Annotated in this window: 15 protein-coding genes, 1 rRNA gene and 2 pseudogenes; 7 read left to right on the top strand and 11 right to left on the bottom strand. The window is 37.9% G+C overall.

The annotated features are described in order from the left end of the window. Nucleotides 1-12: 12 nt before the first annotated feature. From mreC to fabZ, 5 genes are read right to left on the bottom strand one after another with little or no spacing between them, the layout of a single operon-like run. Complete coding sequence (gene mreC / locus QAP06_RS00795; protein ID WP_286465859.1) at nt 13-759, bottom strand: rod shape-determining protein MreC; 747 nt, start codon at nt 757-759, stop codon at nt 13-15. Between the two features lie 3 nt (nt 760-762). Next, the gene (locus tag QAP06_RS00790) at nt 763-1,806 is read right to left on the bottom strand and encodes a rod shape-determining protein (protein WP_000577744.1); all 1,044 of its coding nucleotides are present in this window, start codon (nt 1,804-1,806) and stop codon (nt 763-765) included. Nucleotides 1,807-1,848: 42 nt separating this feature from the next. Further along, nucleotides 1,849-3,195 (bottom strand): ATP-dependent protease ATP-binding subunit ClpX, encoded by a 1,347-nt coding sequence (gene clpX, locus QAP06_RS00785; RefSeq protein ID WP_286465857.1) that lies wholly within the window; start codon nt 3,193-3,195, stop codon nt 1,849-1,851. Between the two features lies 1 nt (nt 3,196). Further along, complete coding sequence (lpxA, locus tag QAP06_RS00780) at nt 3,197-4,009, bottom strand: acyl-ACP--UDP-N-acetylglucosamine O-acyltransferase (RefSeq protein WP_286465854.1); 813 nt, start codon at nt 4,007-4,009, stop codon at nt 3,197-3,199. 3 nt (nt 4,010-4,012) lie between these two features. Beyond that, nucleotides 4,013-4,492, bottom strand: coding sequence for a 3-hydroxyacyl-ACP dehydratase FabZ (gene fabZ, locus QAP06_RS00775; RefSeq protein ID WP_127986011.1), 480 nt, complete (start codon nt 4,490-4,492; stop codon nt 4,013-4,015). A gap of 47 nt (nt 4,493-4,539) precedes the next feature. Between fabZ and QAP06_RS07735 the strand changes: the two are divergent. Next, nucleotides 4,540-4,712: pseudogene (locus QAP06_RS07735) on the top strand (flavoprotein oxidoreductase). On the opposite strand, the gene fliW reads toward QAP06_RS07735, so the two are convergent. Then, entirely contained in the window at nt 4,673-5,062 is a 390-nt protein-coding gene (gene fliW / locus QAP06_RS00770) for a flagellar assembly protein FliW (RefSeq protein ID WP_140479243.1), read from the bottom strand. The pseudogene QAP06_RS07735 and the gene fliW overlap by 40 nt on opposite strands. 216 nt (nt 5,063-5,278) lie before the next feature. Between fliW and QAP06_RS00765 the strand changes: the two genes are divergently transcribed. The 4 genes from QAP06_RS00765 to QAP06_RS00750 are packed head-to-tail and all read left to right on the top strand — an operon-like array spanning nt 5,279 to nt 9,485. Next, nucleotides 5,279-5,425 carry a hypothetical protein gene (locus tag QAP06_RS00765; RefSeq protein WP_198514213.1) on the top strand — a complete coding sequence of 49 codons (147 nt, stop codon included), beginning with the start codon at nt 5,279-5,281 and terminating at the stop codon, nt 5,423-5,425. A 40-nt stretch (nt 5,426-5,465) separates the two neighbouring features. Continuing rightward, nucleotides 5,466-6,128, top strand: coding sequence for an outer membrane protein assembly factor BamD (locus QAP06_RS00760; RefSeq protein ID WP_286465847.1), 663 nt, complete (start codon nt 5,466-5,468; stop codon nt 6,126-6,128). A gap of 40 nt (nt 6,129-6,168) precedes the next feature. After that, the gene (gene lon, locus QAP06_RS00755) at nt 6,169-8,649 is read left to right on the top strand and encodes an endopeptidase La (RefSeq protein ID WP_286465845.1); all 2,481 of its coding nucleotides are present in this window, start codon (nt 6,169-6,171) and stop codon (nt 8,647-8,649) included. Between the two features lie 8 nt (nt 8,650-8,657). Further along, entirely contained in the window at nt 8,658-9,485 is an 828-nt protein-coding gene (locus QAP06_RS00750) for a prephenate dehydrogenase (protein ID WP_286465843.1), read from the top strand. A 205-nt stretch (nt 9,486-9,690) separates the two neighbouring features. Here the strand turns inward: QAP06_RS00750 and QAP06_RS00745 are convergent, their stop codons facing one another. From QAP06_RS00745 to QAP06_RS00735, 3 genes are all read right to left on the bottom strand, one after another. Continuing rightward, nucleotides 9,691-10,554 (bottom strand): DNA/RNA non-specific endonuclease, encoded by an 864-nt coding sequence (locus QAP06_RS00745; protein ID WP_286465841.1) that lies wholly within the window; start codon nt 10,552-10,554, stop codon nt 9,691-9,693. A gap of 279 nt (nt 10,555-10,833) precedes the next feature. Continuing rightward, nucleotides 10,834-12,558 (bottom strand): site-specific DNA-methyltransferase, encoded by a 1,725-nt coding sequence (locus tag QAP06_RS00740; protein ID WP_286465839.1) that lies wholly within the window; start codon nt 12,556-12,558, stop codon nt 10,834-10,836. Continuing rightward, the gene (locus QAP06_RS00735; RefSeq protein WP_286465838.1) at nt 12,552-15,104 is read right to left on the bottom strand and encodes a DEAD/DEAH box helicase family protein; all 2,553 of its coding nucleotides are present in this window, start codon (nt 15,102-15,104) and stop codon (nt 12,552-12,554) included. The genes QAP06_RS00740 and QAP06_RS00735 overlap by 7 nt, the downstream gene beginning before the upstream one ends. 205 nt (nt 15,105-15,309) lie before the next feature. On the opposite strand from QAP06_RS00735, the gene QAP06_RS00730 reads away from it, so the two are divergent. Together QAP06_RS00730 and QAP06_RS00725 are read left to right on the top strand one after the other, a co-directional pair. Further along, complete coding sequence (locus QAP06_RS00730) at nt 15,310-16,158, top strand: biotin synthase (protein ID WP_048946081.1); 849 nt, start codon at nt 15,310-15,312, stop codon at nt 16,156-16,158. Then, on the top strand, nt 16,158-17,036 hold the full coding sequence (locus tag QAP06_RS00725; RefSeq protein WP_286465831.1) for a YihY/virulence factor BrkB family protein: 879 nt from the start codon (nt 16,158-16,160) through the stop codon (nt 17,034-17,036). Before QAP06_RS00730 ends, QAP06_RS00725 begins: the two co-directional genes overlap by 1 nt. 989 nt (nt 17,037-18,025) lie before the next feature. Here the strand turns inward: QAP06_RS00725 and QAP06_RS00720 are convergent. Together QAP06_RS00720 and rrf are read right to left on the bottom strand one after the other, a co-directional pair. Then, nucleotides 18,026-18,525 (bottom strand): annotated as a pseudogene (locus QAP06_RS00720) (pyruvate kinase). A 198-nt stretch (nt 18,526-18,723) separates the two neighbouring features. Further along, nucleotides 18,724-18,841 (bottom strand): 5S ribosomal RNA (gene rrf, locus QAP06_RS00715). Nucleotides 18,842-18,885 lie beyond the last annotated feature (44 nt).

The raw sequence follows: 18,885 nt of genomic DNA, 5'->3' as shown, positions 1-18,885 counted from the left end.
TTGAATAAAGCGCTAGTTTTTCACATCGCTTAAAAACACATGCCTTAAAAGTTTGGCTTCGCTTAAAAAAGCGTTTTTCAACACCGCGCTTTTATAAGTGTAATGATCTTCAATGCTTGAAACTTCGCCCACAAACACCCCCGCTCCAAAAATCCCATCCAGCCCGCTCGTTAGCACTTGATCGCCTATATTGATTTCAGCGCTAGGGACAATAAAATCCACGATTAATTCTTGCTTGAAATTAGATCCTATAAAGCCTAGCACTTGATTTTTGCCTACCATCACGCTATAAGCGCACCGCTTGTGAGCGTTCAAAAACCCGTTCAAGCGCCCTTTTTCTAGCACCGCAATGCCTATGGCTTGGTTGTGAGAGACAAGGCCATAAATCTTATTTTCTTCTAAATTTACAATAGGGTGGAGAGAAACGCTGCGCGTGTCTTCTAAACTGATGAATGAAGTCATAAAAGTAGGGGTATAAGTCATTTTTGGATTTTCTAAAGGATAAATACTATTCAAACGCTCTTTCAAATCGGCGTTTTCTAGTTTTAAAGCTTCTAAAATCAAGCGTTCTTTTTGAAACTCCTTAATGTTTTGGGCTTGAAAAAAATACGCTTGAACGTTGTCTAATAAGCTGTTTTTCGCACTCATCAAGGCGTTTTTAACCCTATCGCTGATATAAGAAGAGCTGCCTTTAATGTCTAAAAAATAAAAAATAAGAAAAATCCCTAAAAGCCAAAGGAATTTAAAATAAAAACGCATGCATTATTCACTAAAACCCACACGGCTGAGTAAATCCAAATCTTGTATGGCTTCCCCTGTGCCTTTGGCTACGGCCAATAAAGGCTCATCGCCCACATACACAGGGAGTTTAACCATATCGCTTAAATACTTGTCTAAGCCCTTAATCAAAGCCCCACCGCCAGTAAGCACCACTCCATTTTGCACAATGTCTTTAGCTAGATCCGGCTTCACTTCTTCAAGCACGCTCCTTAAAGCGCTAGAGATTTCTCTCACCTGATCTTTAATGGCTTCAAACACATCATCAGAGCTCAATTCAATCGTGTGTAACAGCCCGCTCACTTGATCCCTCCCTGACACTTCCATGGTAAGAGGCGGATCCAATTTGATCGCGCAACCGATTTCAATCTTAATCTCTTCGCCGGTGCGCTCCCCTATCAACAGATTGAATTTCTTGCGGATATATTCCACGATGCTTTGATCCAATTTATCCCCAGCCACTCTAATGCTTTTAGAAATGACTAACCCCCCTAGGCTGATCACGCCAATTTCAGTCGTGCCGCCGCCAATATCCACGATCAAACTCCCTTGAGGCTCTTTGACTGGCAAGCCTGCTCCGATCGCGGCTGCCATAGGCTCTTCAATCAAAAAGACTTCTCTAGCCCCCGCGCTTAAAGCGCTCTCTTTAACCGCATTCCTTTCCACACTTGTCAATCCATAAGGCACGCACACCATGATGCGCGGGCGAATCCATGTCTTTCGTTTGTGCGCTTTTTCAATAAAGTAGCGAATCATTTTAGCGGTAATGTCATAATCGGCAATCACGCCATCTTTCATGGGGCGAATCGCTCTGATGCTGTTAGGGGTTTTGCCTAGCATTTCTTTAGCCTCGCTCCCCACTGCCAAAATATCATAAGCTTTAGAATCAAACAACCCCATGCGCACCGCCACAATAGAAGGCTCATTGATAATAATGCCCTGCCCTTTGACTAACACGATCGTGTTAGCCGTGCCTAAATCTATGGCAATATCATGCGAAAACAAACCGATTAATTTGCTAAAAATCATGCCCTTTCCAATCCTTTATCATTAAATTTATAAGCGTATTTTTTAAGGAAGCATTTTAGAATGCGTTTTAGCAATGATCAAAGGTTCAGCTTGTTTTAAAACACAATCTTTGGTGATACGCACTTCCGATCCTTTAAGCTTGGGTAAATCAAACATAATGTCCAAACAGAAATCTTCAATGATCGCCCTTAAGCCCCTAGCCCCGGTTTTTCTTTCTAATGCGAGTTTAGCGATTTCTTTAATGGCTTCTTCTTCAAAGATCAAATCCACCTCATCCATTTTGAAAAGTTGCTGGTATTGCTTGATTAGGGCGTTTTTAGGCTTTTGTAAAATATCCACCATCGCTTCTAAACTGATGCTATCTAGCGTGCTTAAAACCGGCAAACGGCCAATAAGCTCAGGGATAAGCCCATAAGTAACCAAGTCATGGGTTTGGACTAAATGCAAAATCGCTTCTTGCTCTTTTTTGCTCATTTTTTCTTGAGTGAAACCCAACACATTTTGCGTGGTGCGTTTTTTAATGATTTCCGCTAGCCCATCAAACGCTCCGGCGCAAATGAATAAAATATCGCTCGTGTCAATTTGAATGAAATTGCCCTCAGGGTGCTTTCTGCCGCCTTTGGGGGGGATATTCACTAAAGAGCCTTCAACGATTTTCAATAACGCTTGCTGAACGCCCTCGCCAGAAACATCTCTAGTGATAGAGCGGTTTTCTGACAAACGGCTGATTTTATCAATCTCATCAATAAACACAATGCCTTTTTGGGCTTTTTGAACATTCCAATCGCTCGCTTGCAACAATCTTGTAAGGATATTTTCCACATCTTCGCCCACATAACCCGCTTCAGTCAAGCTGGTCGCATCGCTAATGGCGATAGGAATATCCAAATGCTTGGCTAGAGTTTGCGCCATTAAAGTTTTGCCTGATCCTGTAGGGCCGATCAATAAAATATTAGACTTGCTCAACTCCACTTCTTCTAAATGCTCTAACTCTAAATCGCTGTCTTGGCTGTCTTGTTTTTTGAGTTTTTCTTTAAAAGATAAGCGTTTGTAATGGTTATACACGGCTACAGAAAAAACCTTTTTAGCCTGCTCTTGCCCTATCACATAATTATCTAAAACCGCTTTAAGCTCTTTAGGGGCTGGAATGTGAGAGAGCAAAAACTCTTCTTCATGAACGCTGGATTCCATTCTTCTTAATCGGTCTCTTTTGAGCGCTAATAAAGAATCCATTCTGTCGTATTTGTGCAATTCCCCATGCATCACATCTATACAATATTCGCACACGCACACATCTTTATTCAAGTTGCTCGCAAAAATAATGCGGCGTTTTTTGGGATCTCTTGATTCTGGTTTTTTGCAAAAACTGCAATAAAGCGTTTCGTTCATGTTATTCCTCTTGTTTTTCTTCGCTAGAATATTCGCTTGACTTATACGCCACGCCCCTAGAACTCTCTAAAATAAAAGAGCAAATCTCTTTCACAAAAGGGTTATTGGCATGCTCTTCTAACTCTAATTTAGCGCTCTCTCGCAAGGAGAGGACAGGGCGGAACAACCTCTTATAAAGCGCATGGATAAAATCAATATCCTTACTCTCTAGTAATTGGCGCATCCTGTGGCGGTTTAACCCCCTAATAAAAGCGCGATTGCCCTCTACGGTGCAATAAGGTGGCACATCTTTGCCTAAAGCGCTCTTACCGGCTATCATGCACCCTTTAGCGATACGCACAAACTGATGGATCGCTGTAAGACCGCCAATATTGACATAATCGCCTATTTCAATATGCCCTGCTAAAGTTACGCCATTAGCCAAAATACAATGGCTGCCAATCACGCAATCATGAGCGACATGCACATAAGCCATGAGCAGGTTTTTATCCCCAATAATGGTTTTTTTAATCCCCCCTTCAGTGCCGGGATTTATCATGCAAAATTCCCGAATAAGGTTGTCTTCTCCAATAATCAGTTCGCTGTATTCGCCCTTATATTTTAAATCTTGAGGCTGTGTGCCTAGCACGGCAAAAGGAAAAATTTCGGTGTTTTTTCCAATGAAAGTATGCCCTTGTAAGGTTACATTGTTATGGAGTTTCACGCCATCATTAAGCTTGATATGATCCTCAATAACGCAAAATTCCCCAATCTCTACGCCCTTGCCAATCTCTGCTTTAGGAGAGATAATGGCTGTTTTTGCAATTTTACTCATTTTTTAATCTCTCTCTGCGATCATGGCTTTTAATTCGGCTTCAGCGACCACTTTGCCATCCACTTGAGCCGTGCCGCCCACTTGCCAGATCATGCCTTTATGTTTTAAGACTTCTAAATGGTATTCTAATCTGTCGCCTGGGGTTACAGGAATGCGGAATTTAACCTTATCAATCGTCATGAAATACACGATTTTTGTTTTGGCTATTTCAGGGTCAAACCCCCACAAGCTAGTGAAAGCTAAAAACCCTCCCGTTTGCGCCATGCCCTCTACAATTAAAACGCCCGGGAAAATGGGCTTATTAGGGAAATGCCCGTTAAACACATCTTCATTAAAAGTGATATTCTTATAAGCGGCAATTTTTTGATTAGCTTGTAACTCTATAATTCTATCCACTAAGAGCATGGGATAGCGGTGAGGTAAAATCTGTAAGATATGCTCTATAAAAAATTGGGATTGTAAGTTTTGATGGCTTTGTTCCATAAAATAAACTCCTTGTTTTGGATTCAATTAAAGCGCTATTTTTAGCGTTGGTTATTCTAAAAAATAACCGCTATTATACCATAAGAAAACCGCTCGCTTGTATTTGCAAAAACACCAATGCATTACGCCATAAACTTAAAGAAACGCTTTGCATAGACGCCATTCTGCACCGCTTATGCATCATTCATGCGTGTGGCTCAGAATATTCTCTCTTAAATGATAGTGTGGGTATTTGTTAGAATCCAAAACCACTTGCCCCATGAGCTGCTTGTCCAAATTGAAAATTAAAGGGGCTAAATAATTCACGGTGGAAAGCTCAATGGGGGTTTGAACGACCATGATATTAGCGACCAGAACGCTCTTTGCTCCCTCTAATTCTAAAAGGATTTTTAAGGGGGTAGGCACTTCAAATTCGTATTTTCTTAAAGCAAAGGGATTGACCAGCGTGAAAGACACCACGGAATTATTTTCTGTGCTATTCAAACGCAAAAAGATTTCATCAATCTTTTGCAAACGCATTTTATGAATGGTTTCAAACCCTAAGATAGGCGCTTTCACATCAAAAATCATAGGCGATTGCATTCCCTTTAAAAAAGCACAAAATCTTCTCCTTAAAGAATAAAAGACCGCCTTAAAACCAGCGCTCAATGATTTCTAAACTAAACTCTGTATTATATCAAACAATTTTGGTAAAATCAATTTTTGCTAGTTTTGGGTATAATCCCAATAAATTAACCATGATGGAAGTTTAACGGAACAATTATAAAATATAACAAGGAGTGAGAAATGAGTAAAATAAAACCACAAATCAAGAAAAATAATTCCAGTAAATCTAATTATGGTGTTGGGTGGAATGTTTTTGGTGCGGTGTGCATGATTGGGGAAATGGTGCTGACATTATTCGGTGGGAATAAGAAAGATAAGAAAAAATAACCATGATTATTCAAAAATTCAATTTTATAAGACAGGTGGCATGCGTTTAAAACATTTTAAAACTTTCCTTTTTATCACAATGGCAATCATTGTTATAGGCACCGGTTGCGCGAACAAAAAGAAAAAAAAAGACGAATACAACAGACCGGCGATCTTTTGGTATCAAGGGATTTTGAGAGAAATCCTTTTTGCCAATTTAGAAACAGCGGACAATTACTATTCTTCTTTACAGAGCGAACACATCAATTCCCCCCTTGTCCCAGAAGCGATGCTAGCTTTAGGGCAAGCGCACATGAAAAAGAAAGAGTATGTTTTGGCGTCTTTTTACTTTGATGAATACATCAAACGCTTTGGGACGAAAGACAATGTGGATTATTTGACCTTTTTAAAATTGCAATCGCATTATTACGCTTTCAAAAACCATTCTAAAGACCAGGAATTTATCTCTAATGCTATTGTGAGTTTAGGCGAATTTATAGAAAAATACCCCAACAGCCGTTACCGCCCCTATGTAGAATACATGCAAATCAAATTCATTTTAGGGCAAAACGAGCTCAATCGCGCGATCGCAAATGTCTATAAAAAACGCCACAAGCCTGAGGGCGTGAAACGCTATTTAGAAAGAATAGATGAGACTTTAGAGAAAGAGACTAAACCCAAACCATCGCACATGCCTTGGTATGTGTTAATCTTTGATTGGTAGGATATTTCAAACCATGCAAATTATAACAGAGAGATGAAAAATGACTGAAGATTTTCCTAAAATTCTGCCTTTATTGGTAGAAGAAGACACTTTTTTATACCCCTTTATGATAGCCCCTATTTTTTTGCAAAATAATGCGAGCATTAAGGCGGTAGCTTACGCTAAAAACAATAAATCATTAGTCTTTATTGCATGCCAAAAAGACAAATTGAATGATAATGAATCCCCTTATTATGATGTGGGGGTGATTGGATCTATTATGCGTGAAGCCAACATGCCTAATGGGCGCGTGAAATTGCTCTTTAATGGCATCGCTAAGGGGCGTATTTTAGAGCCTGCTAAAGAAAACGAGCAAGGCTTTTTAGAAGCTCAAATAAGCCCTATTGAATATTTAGAATACGATAAAGAAAACATTCAAGCTATCGTGGAAGTCTTAAAAGAAAAAGTGATCACTCTAGCCAATGTCAGCTCACTCTTTCCTCCGGATTTGATCAAGGCTTTAGAAGACAATGACGATCCTAACCGCATCGCTGATTTAATCGCAGCGGCCTTGCATTTAAAAAGAGATCAAGCGTATTCTCTTTTTGCCAACAACAACACCGAACAGCGCTTGTTGGATTTGATTGATATTGTGATAGAAGAAACTAAAACCCAAAAACTCCAAAAAGAAATCAAATCCAAAGTCCATCAAAAAATGGAGCAAACCAATAAGGAATATTTCTTAAAAGAGCAGCTCAAACAAATCCAAAAAGAGCTTGGCACAGACAAACAGCGAGATGAAGATTTAAACCAATACTACCAAAAACTAGAAAGCATCAAGCCTTTTTTAAAAGAAGAAGCGTTTAAGGAGATTAAAAAGCAAATTGACCGACTGAGCCGAACCCATGCGGACAGCTCTGATAGCGCGACTTTGCAAAATTATATTGAAACCATGCTGGATGTGCCTTTTGGGCAATACGGGAAAAAAGCGCTTGACATCAAGCATGTGAGAGAACAACTAGACAAGGATCATTATTCCTTAAAAAGGCCTAAAGAGCGTATTGTAGAATACTTTGCCACCATGCAGCTTTTAGAAATGCGCCGCAAGAAAAAGCCAGAAAAAAAAGACAAAACTAAGGGCACGATTTTATGCTTTTATGGGCCTCCTGGCGTGGGTAAAACAAGCTTGGCTAATTCCATTGCTAAAGCGATAGAGCGCCCTTTAGTTCGGATCGCTTTGGGGGGCTTAGAAGATGTGAATGAATTAAGAGGGCACAGACGCACTTATATAGGCTCAATGCCCGGGCGCATTGTCCAAGGGCTTATTGAAGCCAAAAAGATGAATCCGGTCATGGTTTTAGATGAAATTGATAAGGTGGATAGGAGCGTTAGGGGCGATCCAGCAAGCGCTTTATTAGAGATTTTAGACCCTGAGCAAAATAGCGCTTTTAGGGATCATTACGCGAATTTTAGCATTGATTTATCGCAAGTGATTTTTATCGCTACCGCTAACAATATTGACAGGATCCCAGCCCCTTTAAGAGACAGAATGGAATTTATCAGCGTGTCCAGCTACACGCCTAATGAAAAAGAAGAAATCGCTAAAAACTATCTCATCCCCCAGGAATTAGAAAAGCACGCCTTAAAGCCTAGCGAAGTGGATATTAGCCATGAGTGTTTGAAACTCATTATTGAAAAATACACCAGAGAAGCGGGCGTTAGGGATTTACGAAGACAAATCGCAACGATTATGCGTAAAGTGGCTTTAAAATGCCTAGAAGATAACCCGCACAAAAAAGGGCGAACCAAAAAAGGCGAGGATCAAAAAAGCGAAAAGAGAGGTGGAAACAAAGATTTCTGCGTCTCTATCACGCCTAACAACCTTAAAGAGTATTTAGAACGCATGGTGTTTGAAATTGACCCCATAGATGAAGAAAATAAAATCGGTATCGTCAATGGTTTGGCATGGACTCCAGTAGGCGGTGATGTGCTTAAAATTGAAGCGCTTAAGATTAGAGGCAAGGGGGAATTGAAACTCACTGGGAGCTTAGGCGATGTGATGAAAGAATCCGCCATTATTGCCTTTTCTGTTGTCAAAGTCTTGTTGGATAACGAAACCTTAAAAGCGCCTAAAATCCCTAGCGAAACCCCTAAAGATACGGAGGGTAAGAAAAAGAAAAAAGCGCTGAAAGTTTATAACGCTTATGATCTGCATTTGCATGTCCCTGAGGGGGCTACGCCTAAAGACGGCCCGAGCGCTGGGATCGCTATGGCGAGCGTGATGGCGAGCATTTTGTGCGACAGGGCTACAAGGAGCGAAGTGGCAATGACGGGCGAATTGACTTTGAGCGGGGAAGTTTTACCCATAGGGGGGTTGAAAGAAAAATTGATCGCTGCTTTTAAAGCCGGCATTAAAACCGCTCTTGTTCCTGTCAAAAATTACGAAAGGGATTTAGATGAAATCCCTGCTGAAGTGCGGGAGAATTTAAACATCGTTGCGGTGAAAAACATCGCTGAAGTGTTGGAAAGAACTTTGCTTTAAAATTTGGCATGAAAGCAGGCATTATTGGTTTAGGGCTTATGGGGGGGAGTTTAGGGTTGGCCTTACAAGAATGGGGGCGTTTTAAAAGCGTTATAGGCTATGATCATAACGCTTTGCATGCTAAATTGGCTTTGACTTTGGGGCTTGTAGATGAATGCGTGGAATTTGAAAAGATTTTAGAATGCGATGTGATTTTTCTGGCCATTCCGGTTGAGGGCATCATTGAATGTTTGAAAAAAATGACTTCCGTTAAAAAAAGCGCAACGATCATTGATTTAGGGGGCACTAAAGCGCAAATCATTCATAATATCCCTAAAAGTATTCGTAAGAATTTCATCGCCGCGCACCCCATGTGCGGGACAGAGTTTTATGGCCCTAAAGCGAGCGTTAAGGGGCTGTATGAAAACGCTCTGGTGATATTGTGCGATTTAGAAGATTCAGGGGCTGAGCAAGTAGAGATCGCTAAAGAAATCTTTTTAGGCGTTAAAGCGCGCTTGATTAAAATGAAATCTAGCGAGCATGACACCCATGTGGCTTATATCAGCCATTTACCCCATGTTTTGAGCTACGCTCTAGCCAATAGCGTTTTAAAGCAAAATGACCCAGAGATGATTCTGTCTTTAGCGGGTGGGGGTTTTAGGGATATGAGCCGTTTGTCTAAAAGCTCGCCTTTAATGTGGAAAGATATTTTCAAACAAAACCGAGACAATGTCTTAGAAGCGATTAAAAAATGCGAAAAAGAAATCGCGCAAGCTAAGGCTTGGATAGAAAACAACGATTATGAAAGCCTTGCAGAATGGATGGCGCAAGCGAACAAACTCCAGGAGTTCATGTAAAGTAAAATGATGTAGAATAATTTAAAATTTGCATATTGTTGTTTTTAGAGTTGCGAGAAGCAGGTAATAATCATTTTTATCCCATTTCTCCAACACCATGAAACCCTTATTGCTTCCAACAAAAAACCAATTTTAGCCATTTAGGAATTTGATTTCTTAAACTTTTTTATCAAAAACACCGGTGTTTTTACGGGCATTGGCGGTTTTAATATTTCTTAGCGTTGTTAAAATACTTAGGCAATTCATTCAACTCAGTGTTTTTATTGTTCTTAAAAACCACTTGCTTTTCAATGCGCTCATATTCTTTACAATCTCTTCTCATTTCTTGTAAGGGATATTTTTGGTTGTCATTAGGGATATAAAAACATTCGCTTTTAGCGTTTTCATAGCTATCCGTTAGACTTACATCATAGTGGTACCAAAATCCGCTAGGAATAGCGATATTTTTAGAGCTAAAAGTCCTATAACCTTGTTTGATGATGGTGAGTTCTTCTACTAAAACTTGATGGTATTTCCTAGCCAAATTACGGCCCTCTTTTTCCACTAATAAAACAGAATGCCTGTTGGTGTTTTTGGCTTCAGGGGTGATATTAGTCATTCTGTAAGTCTCTCTTAAAGGGTTAGACGCAAAATCAAAAGAAGCGTCATTCGCCACAAAATGCCCCCTATCAAAACCGCTTCTGGTGTAATCTTGTGTCGTGGCTTGTTGGTATTGGGATAATCGTGTGTCCGTTCTAAACTCATAGCGTTTCTCAATATTATTTTTATCCACTAAATCCCCAAACAACACACTTACGCCATAAATAGGGTTTTTTAACTCGCTAGAATAACACACCGAATAAAAGTTATTTTTTAAGACTTTACAATCAATGTTAATGATCATGCCATTAGCGTTATGAATGGGATTGTGATTTTTAGCGGGGTTAGCGCTATTGACTTGATCCTTGATTTCATTAAGCTTTTTAGCGGTGTAGCTGTTAATGGCCTTAGTGAAATTATCCAGCATGTCCGCTTGGAGCCAACTCATAGCGATCAAGCTAAAACAGAGCAGGTTTTTAAAGGTTTTCATGTTTTGCTCCTTGTTGGTTGGCTTGAATACTACAACAATATTTTTAATCGTTTATTTTTAATGATCTTTTTTATTTTATAGCGAGTTTATAGCGAGCGGATGCTTACTGCTAGCGGATTAGTTATCCTTATGTCAAGCAGAGCTAAAAATTTTTTAGCCCAAGCGTTTTAAATTCCTCTAGCTTTTAAACGACATTGTTTATTCTATATTGTTTATTTTTGCCCACTAAATAGGCGTAGCGTTTTGATGCGTTAAGCGGAGTGCATTGAACGATCAAACTTAAGAATAAAAAATTTCATTGTATTTTTTAGTGCTATCATCTATCTCCCATGCGTCTTCGTCAATATCGCCCAAGTTTAAATAGTCTTCGTTAGAGTCTAAACAAGCGCAATAAATCCTTTTTTGCTCGTTTAAATCTAAATTGTGGAACTCTTCGCTATGGATTTCATCAATCTTGCAATCGGTGCGTTTTAAAAAACGCTCATTAAGATCGTTAAAGATTTTTAGGCATTCGCTCTTGCTGTTAGCGTTAAGGATTTGTTTTTTAATTTCTAAATTCACTTCTTTCAATTCAGCATAGACAAAACTCCCGCCCCCTTTAAAACCGCATTTTTTAGAAATGCCCCCTTGCTCGCCCTCTATGACTTTTTTCAACCTTTCTTTGGTGATCGTTTCTATATAGTCCATTTGCTCGATTCCAATGTAGCGGCGTTTCATTTTGTGCGCCACCGCGCAAGTCGTCCCGCTCCCGGCAAAAAAATCTAACACGAGGTCGTTTTCGTTAGTAGAAACCTCTAAAATTCTTTGAATTAAACTTTCTGGTTTTTGACCTTTAAAATTTTCATCATCAATTGCTATAGTTTCATCAACTCTTGAAACTGAACTATCAATAGCAATTGAATTTAATTTATCCCACTTATTACTATTCCATGTATCTTCTAATGGATATTTTTCACCTCTATTTTCATGATTTATAAAAGTTAAAAAATCATCTACTTTTTCTTGTGGAAAAGAAAATTTTTTAAAAGCATTTTGCACTTCATTTTTTGTTAATAGCGGTAAAAAATCTTTATTTTCTATATAAGTCTTATTAAAAAGATAATTATCACTTTTAGAATAAAACAAAATTGTATCGTGGTTTCTTATATATTTTTTTGCAGCCGTTTTGTAGCCCGATAAAAACCCCATTCTCCATATAATTTCACTTCTGAAATTTTCTCGTTTAAAAATTTCATCCATTAATACCTTACAATAATGCACTTCATTATAATCTAAATTAATATAAATACTCCCATCATCGCTTAAAAATTCCCTAGCCGCTTCAAGCCTGTTTTTCATAAACACTAGCCAAGAGCTGTGGTTGAAATTATCGTTGTAATTAAAGCTGTCATTACCGGTATTATAAGGAGGATCAATGTAGATGCATTTCACTTGCTTAGCGAATTTCTTTTTTAAAGAATGAAGAGCGATCAAGTTATTGCCTTTGATAAGGTAGTTTGTGTTCTTGTCTTTTAAAGCGCTTTCTAAATCGCCTTCTCCATGCATTTCAAAACGGCACAACGCTTTTTGTTTAAAAAGCGCATCAATTTCTTTTTTATGCAGTATTTCATGGTAAAAACACTCGTTAGTTTTGGAGCTGTTATCTTTAGCGTTGCCCAGTAAAACATTGTCTTTAAAAGGGAAATTCAAAACGACTAGTTCGCTGGATTTGATAGGATGATCTTTAGGACGCCCTTGTGAATATAAGCCTATTTTATTGGCAAATCGTGTGAAAGAGTTTTCTACTAATTCTTTCGTCAAACATTCTAATAACGCTTCTTGGTTGAATACAAGCACATTAGCGATCGTTTTAAAAAAAGCGTTTTTGTAGTCGTTGGCGTTTTGGTTTTCAAGCATGAAAGTTAAAAGCGTTTCATCATTCTGTATGATTAAAGTTTCTAAGCGTTCTTTAGTGAAACGATTGATTAAATCATCTAGTAGGGTTTTTATTGGGTTGTTTAACATTCTTGATCCTTAAAGATTTGATTGAAAGCGGTTGTAAATTTTTCATTTACTACGCTATTTTTGAGCGTGAAAAACGGCAAGCCCTTTAAATCTAATTTTTTGTTATGGCTTTTAAGCACGGCGTTTTCTAGCATTTCTAAAAATTCTTTTTTCCAAGCGTTAGAAGGCTCTAAATGTTCGCCTTTAGCTTCCATATAACAAGTGAAGCCTAAAAATTCATCGCTATGCGTTTGGGCAAAAAGGATAAAATCCGGCTCAAAACCTTGTGCGTAATAAGGGCTGTCTTTTATATTGCAAAAAACTTTTAATTCCGTGAAATGGTCATTCCTTAAAACGCACCATTCTTTGAATTTCTTGTCTAAAATCTCTTTATTGTCGTTGATGAAATTTAAAAAAGCCCTTTCTAACTCGCTGTCTAGTTTTCTCATGTCTTTAAAAAGCAGCCATTCATAAGAGGGAATGTCTTTTTCCAATTCGCTAGCGCTAAGGCTTTTATTATGCGTTTCAAATTCTTTTAATTCTAATTCGCTCACCTCGTATTTATCTTGCTCTTTTAAAAGCGTGTTTTTTAAGTTTTCAATGATATGAACAGCGAGTTCTAAAAGCGTTTTATTATCGTCAAACTTTTGGTTTTTATGAAAGTTTGTTTTTAATGGAGAAATATAGCTCTCTATAAATCCCACTTTATTGTTAAAGGCATGTTTTTTAAAGGCTTTTTTAAGCGTTTTGAAATCCAGGTTTTTTAAATTAAGGGCTTTTAAAAAATAGTTTAGGGGGATCTTACCTAAGGTATCGGGCTTATAATAAATTTTATCGCCTTTATTGTCTTCTTTAAAATCCACTTTCTTTTCATGCACAATAAAGCCAAATAAGGGGACATGCAAACTCTGGAGTTTCACACCAACAGGGTCTGTATAGTCTTTATTGAATAGGTTTTTGTTTTTGTCTTTTGTGTTGCTCGCATAGTAGCATTTGAAACGCTTGGTGGGTGTTAAAGGGATAGTCTGTTTTTCTTTATTTTCATCTATAAACCCTAATCCTAATTCTTCCACATCTTTTTTTAATTGAGCGATAAACTCGCTGTCATAAACGGCATGGTAGTCCAACCTCTCTAGCGTGCTTAAGGGGTTAAAAAGTTCAAACTTGCGTTGGTAAAACTCTATGCGGTTTGGCTTGAAATCGTTATAGCTAAAGGGGTAGTATCTCGCTCCTCGCCCTATGAGCTGGGCCTCTTTAGTGGTGTCTTTTTGATTGGCTTTATTTTTAAGCCTGACAATGTCAAACAAATTTAACACATCCCAGCCTTCATTGAGCTTGTCCACGCTAAAAACCACTCTTTTAGGGTTGTCTCTGTCTTCTAGGGAGTTCAACAAAAGCATGCCCTTTTCTAATTCTTTCTCGTTATTGGTGTTAATCTGAACGCTTTTTTTGAATTTCGTTTGCAAGAATGCGGCAAGGTTGGGGGTGTAATTTTGCTTGTCAAAAAAGTTTTTAGCGTCTTTAAAAAAAGCGTTGCGGCTGTGATTGAAAAAATTTTCTAAATCTGAAGGGCTTAAATTGTCTAAAAAAGCGTTGAAGCGCTCTTGATTTTGTTTGCTATCTTCAATCCTCTCGCTTTTAAACAAAATGCATGGTTTAAAGTTTTCAATATTATGGTGTTGGGCTAATAATTCTTTATACAAACTTGAAACGCATGCCCCTAAAAAGCGCGTTTCTAATTCTTTATTTTCATAAGAAAGGGAGTAGATGTTTTTGCAAAATTTATCCTCGCTAAATTCTTTTAAGGTGTAAGTGATCACCTTTAATTTTTCATATTTGTCTTTAACGCTTTTTTCATTAGGGATAGTGGCGCTAAATTCTAACAATAAATTGTCTTTATTTTGTTCTAGGGCTAATTTCACAACGCTTTCCCAGTTGCGTTTTTCACTAAATTCCGCGCCGCTTAATTTCTTTTTAGTCTCTGTGTTTAAATGGTGTGCTTCATCCGCTAAAAAAACCAATTTTTGATCTTTTAAATCCTCTAGGGTGATAGCGTTTTCTTTAGCTTTAGTGAATAAGGAAAACAAGCCTTGAATGGTGCTGAAATAAATGTTGATAGCGTTTTTGTGACTCTCGTTTAAATTATTGATGCTTTTAATTTCTGTGTTTTCATCATTGATATTGATATTCTCGCTAAAAAGGTATTTTGATGAGACGCTGTCTGTAAAATTCAGTTTCGTTTTTTCTAAAATGCTGGTGCTGTTCACAAAAAAGATAAAGTTTTGATAGCCTTGCTTGTAGCATTCTAAAATCAAACCCGCCATTACTAAGGTTTTACCGCTACCGGTTGCCATTTCAAACATGAAATGCTTTTGAGTTGGGTTGGATTGTCGTTTTTCTAAATAATGGTGTATCGCTTGTTTTTGATAATCTCTAAGCTCTTTTTTTAAATGGCTTGTGATGTGGGTGGGTAGCTCTATTCCTCCATGATTGGGTGCTTTACTTAGCGTGTGAGATTTTTTGGCTGATTGGGGGGGGGGGGGGGTAACCTTGAATGAATCTTGCATGAAATCCCTTAATGAAAAAGTGAAGAAATTATAGCGTAAAGTTTTGAGTTTGGTTTTAAAGGCGCTAGCGAACAATTAAATTAAAATCAAATAAAGTTTTAGTTTTAATATTTAATGGAATAAAGCCCCTAAAATCAAAAGCGCTTCTTTTTCTTTGCTATAATCAATCCAAAAAAACCAACTTTTTTAAAACAAAGGAACGATTATGCAAGAGATTTTTTTATGTTCTATTTCCAATGTGCGCAGTGGGGATTGCAAGGAAGATTGCGCTTATTGCACGCAAAGCTCACACCATCAAGGAGCGATTAAACGCTATAAATTTAAAGATGAAAAAGTGGTTTTACAAGAGGCTAGAGCGTTAAGGGAATTAGGGGCTTTAGGGTTTTGTCTGGTTACTTCAGGGCGCGAATTAGACGATGAAAAATGCGAATATATCGCTAAATTAGCTAAAGCCATCAATCAAGAAGAATTAGGCTTGCATTTAATCGCATGCTGCGGGCGCGCGGATTTGGAGCGATTAGAGTTTTTAAGAGATGCGGGTATTCATAGCTATAACCATAATTTAGAAACTTCGCAAAATTTCTTCCCTAAAATTTGTTCCACGCACACATGGGAAGAAAGGTTTATCACATGCGAAAACGCTTTAAGGGCGGGGTTAGGCTTGTGCAGTGGGGGGATTTTTGGGCTTAATGAGAGCTGGGAAGACAGGATTGAAATGCTCAGGGCGCTAGCTTCGCTCTCCCCGCACACCACACCCATTAATTTTTTCATTAAAAACCCGGTATTGCCCATTGATGCAGAGACTTTAAGCGCAGATGAAGCCCTAGAATGCGTGCTTTTAGCTAAAGAGTTTTTGCCTAACGCTAGGCTTATGGTGGCTGGAGGGCGTGAAGTGGTGTTTAAAGATAACGATAAAAAGGAAGCCAAGCTTTTTGAATACGGCATCAATGCGGTGGTGTTGGGGGATTATTTAACCACCAAAGGTAAAGCCCCTAAAAAAGATATAGAAAAACTGCTCTCTTATGGCTTGACAATGGCGACAAGCTGTCATTAATGAGAGAACTTGTTAAAAGCGTTAGAGGGTTTTTGCGCCTTCTTAGAATGATTTTCCCCAAGCGTCTGAAAAACGCCTTTTTGGGCTTGAGCGAATTGTTTTACTACGCTTCTAGCTTGAGTTTTTATACGATTTTGTCTTTATCGCCTATTTTGTTGTTTGTGTTTAGCCTTTTTGTGTCTCATTATTTGCAAGTGCACAGCGGTGAAATGGAAGCCTTGATTTTCCCCAACGCCCCTAAACTCATTGGCGCAATTAAGGATTTTTTAGAAAATTTTAAAAAAACAGACATGACCTTAGGCACGCTTGAAGAGGTGTCTATTGTGGTGGCGTTGGTGCTTTTTTGTGAAAATTACCGCTCCATCGCGTCAAAAATTTTTCAAGCAAAACCCAGAGATTACGCGCATTTTAAGGGTAAAGAAATCTTTTTATTTTGGGGTTTTGGCACGACTTTAGTGTTTTTATTCGCTCTGCCTTTGGTGGTGTTTTTTGATATTAAGATCCAAGTGTTTTTTGAAGATAAAGATTCAAGTTTGTTGCATGTTTTAAGATGGATAGGCACTTATGCGTTTTTTTTGATCCTTTTTACCATTCCTACGAATAAGGTATTTAAACATTATTTTTGGGTGTTTTTATGGGTGTTTTTTACGAGCGTTTCTTGGCATGTGCTGAAATGGGCTTTCACTTATTATGTGTTGTATAACCGCACTTACCATGAGCTTTATGGGAGCGTTTCTATTTTGTGGTTTTTGATGAGCTGGGTGTATGTGAGCTGGCTTGTGATTTTAATTGGCATGTATGGGTGCAAGGTGTGCGACACTTTCGATCCTAAAGAAGTGTTTAAGAAATTTTTGGGCTTTTTTAAAAAAGAAACTTGATGAAAAAAGTTTTCTTTTAGATCGGTTCTAAAAATCTAAAAACACATAAAACCATTCAAACACAAACCCCATAACAACCCCAACTAAAAAAGTTAAAAACAAAAGAACAAAAGCAATAAAAAAACCACCAGCGGAAGAATAAAGAATAAAGAATAAAGAATAAAGAATAAAGAATAAAGAATAAAGAATAAAGAATAAAGAATAAAGAATAAAGAATAAAGAATAAAGAATAAAGAATAAAGAATAAAGAATAAAGAATAAAGAATAAAGAATAAAGAATAAAAAATAAAAATCTAAAACGCTAAAAGCGTTTTTTACAATCAAACTAAAGAGCTTGGTTATAAAGCGATAACTTTTTAAAGAATAAAACTTTCTAAAAACATTTCTTATCACTCTTTAGAATTAGTGCAGTTTAGGGATTTTAAAAAACTTCATAAACTACTTCCTTTTAAAAGAAGCTTAGATAAGAGTTCTATAAATAATTACATTCTCAAAGAGTGAAACCGCCCCTTGCTAAAGCAAGGAGCTTCCTAACTAAAGCATTCCATTGAATACTAACACGAAAGGCTTTGTTCTTTAAAGTCTGCATGGATATTTTTCCTACCCCAAAAAGACTGGAGATATTTTAACCTATTTTAGCTTTAAATATAGCCTAACGGATATGCACTTACACCTCTGACCTAAAGGACAGAGTTTTTCGTGCTGTTGGGATAAAACTTTCTAAAAAATTGGATTTTAAATTTTATTTTATTGCGTTAGATTGTATTTTATGATTTTAGATTTTATTTTGTTTTCAAACTCGCTTTCTTAAATCTCTAAAAGACTTTGAATAAAACATAAAGAATAAACAACCAAACCCCAATAAACCACCAAACAAACAAAACAATGAGTCAATAATAAAATTAAATAAAAAGCAAGACTAAAAAACATTTCCCTATCCCCGCACCACCCTACTTTCCCACCCTTGCAAAGGGTAACATGTGAGATTTTTAAACTAAGACAACTCTTTCACCTTTGGCTTTTAAGGCTTCTTGCACCTTTTCATACCACCCCATAATGATTTGCGAGGTTTCTGTCCCCGGACTTACGCACTTATTTAAAGTGCCTCTACCCTGTGGGATCGTCTGCCCCTCTTTTGCCCAATCTAAAATCTTAACGGGTCGCCTGTAATGTATCCAATCCACTAAAGGGTCTTCTTCGCTAACACATAATGCCCGATCTTTGTGAATGTTATACGCCCCGCCGATGACTTGTGCGAGCGCTACAAGTTGTTGTCCATGCTTGATGGCACAATGTCATTCACCCGCATCACTTCTAAAAAATCTCTAATTTGTCCTTTGCTCTCTTCCCAATCCGCTAAACCAATGAAGTGGTATTCTTCTAAAATTTGGTGCACATCATGCACATCCCATCTTACTTGCAGATGTTGCTGATGGATTTGCATGTGCCAAAATTCTTGAAAAGGAATGCTTGAAACATCTACGACCATAAAAACCTCCTAATTGTTGGTATTCTCTACCCATTTTCTTAATTGCCCATACCTCTCATCTCCAGAAACTGAGAAACTGAGAAACTTTAGCGTAAAAAACACAACCCCAAAAACAAACAACAACATTGAAGCCAAACTTAAACATTAAAAATAAGATTAAGAAAAAGACAAAAAGCAAGACTAAAAAACATTTCCCTATCCCTGCACCGACCTACATTCCCACTCTTGAAAAGAGCAGTATTATCAGCGATGAAGAGCTTGACTTCCAGGTTCGGAATGGTTAACTGGGTAGTTCCTCTTCTCTAAAGGCACAAGGAAAAGGGAGCTAAAGATAAAACGCATTTACCCTTAACTCCCCTT

Origin of the sequence: Helicobacter pylori (assembly GCF_030323545.1) — a bacterium.
GTDB lineage: Bacteria > Campylobacterota > Campylobacteria > Campylobacterales > Helicobacteraceae > Helicobacter > Helicobacter pylori_CO.
The sequence above is the reverse complement of the archived record's forward strand: the minus strand, read 5'-3'. Positions and strand labels throughout refer to the sequence as shown.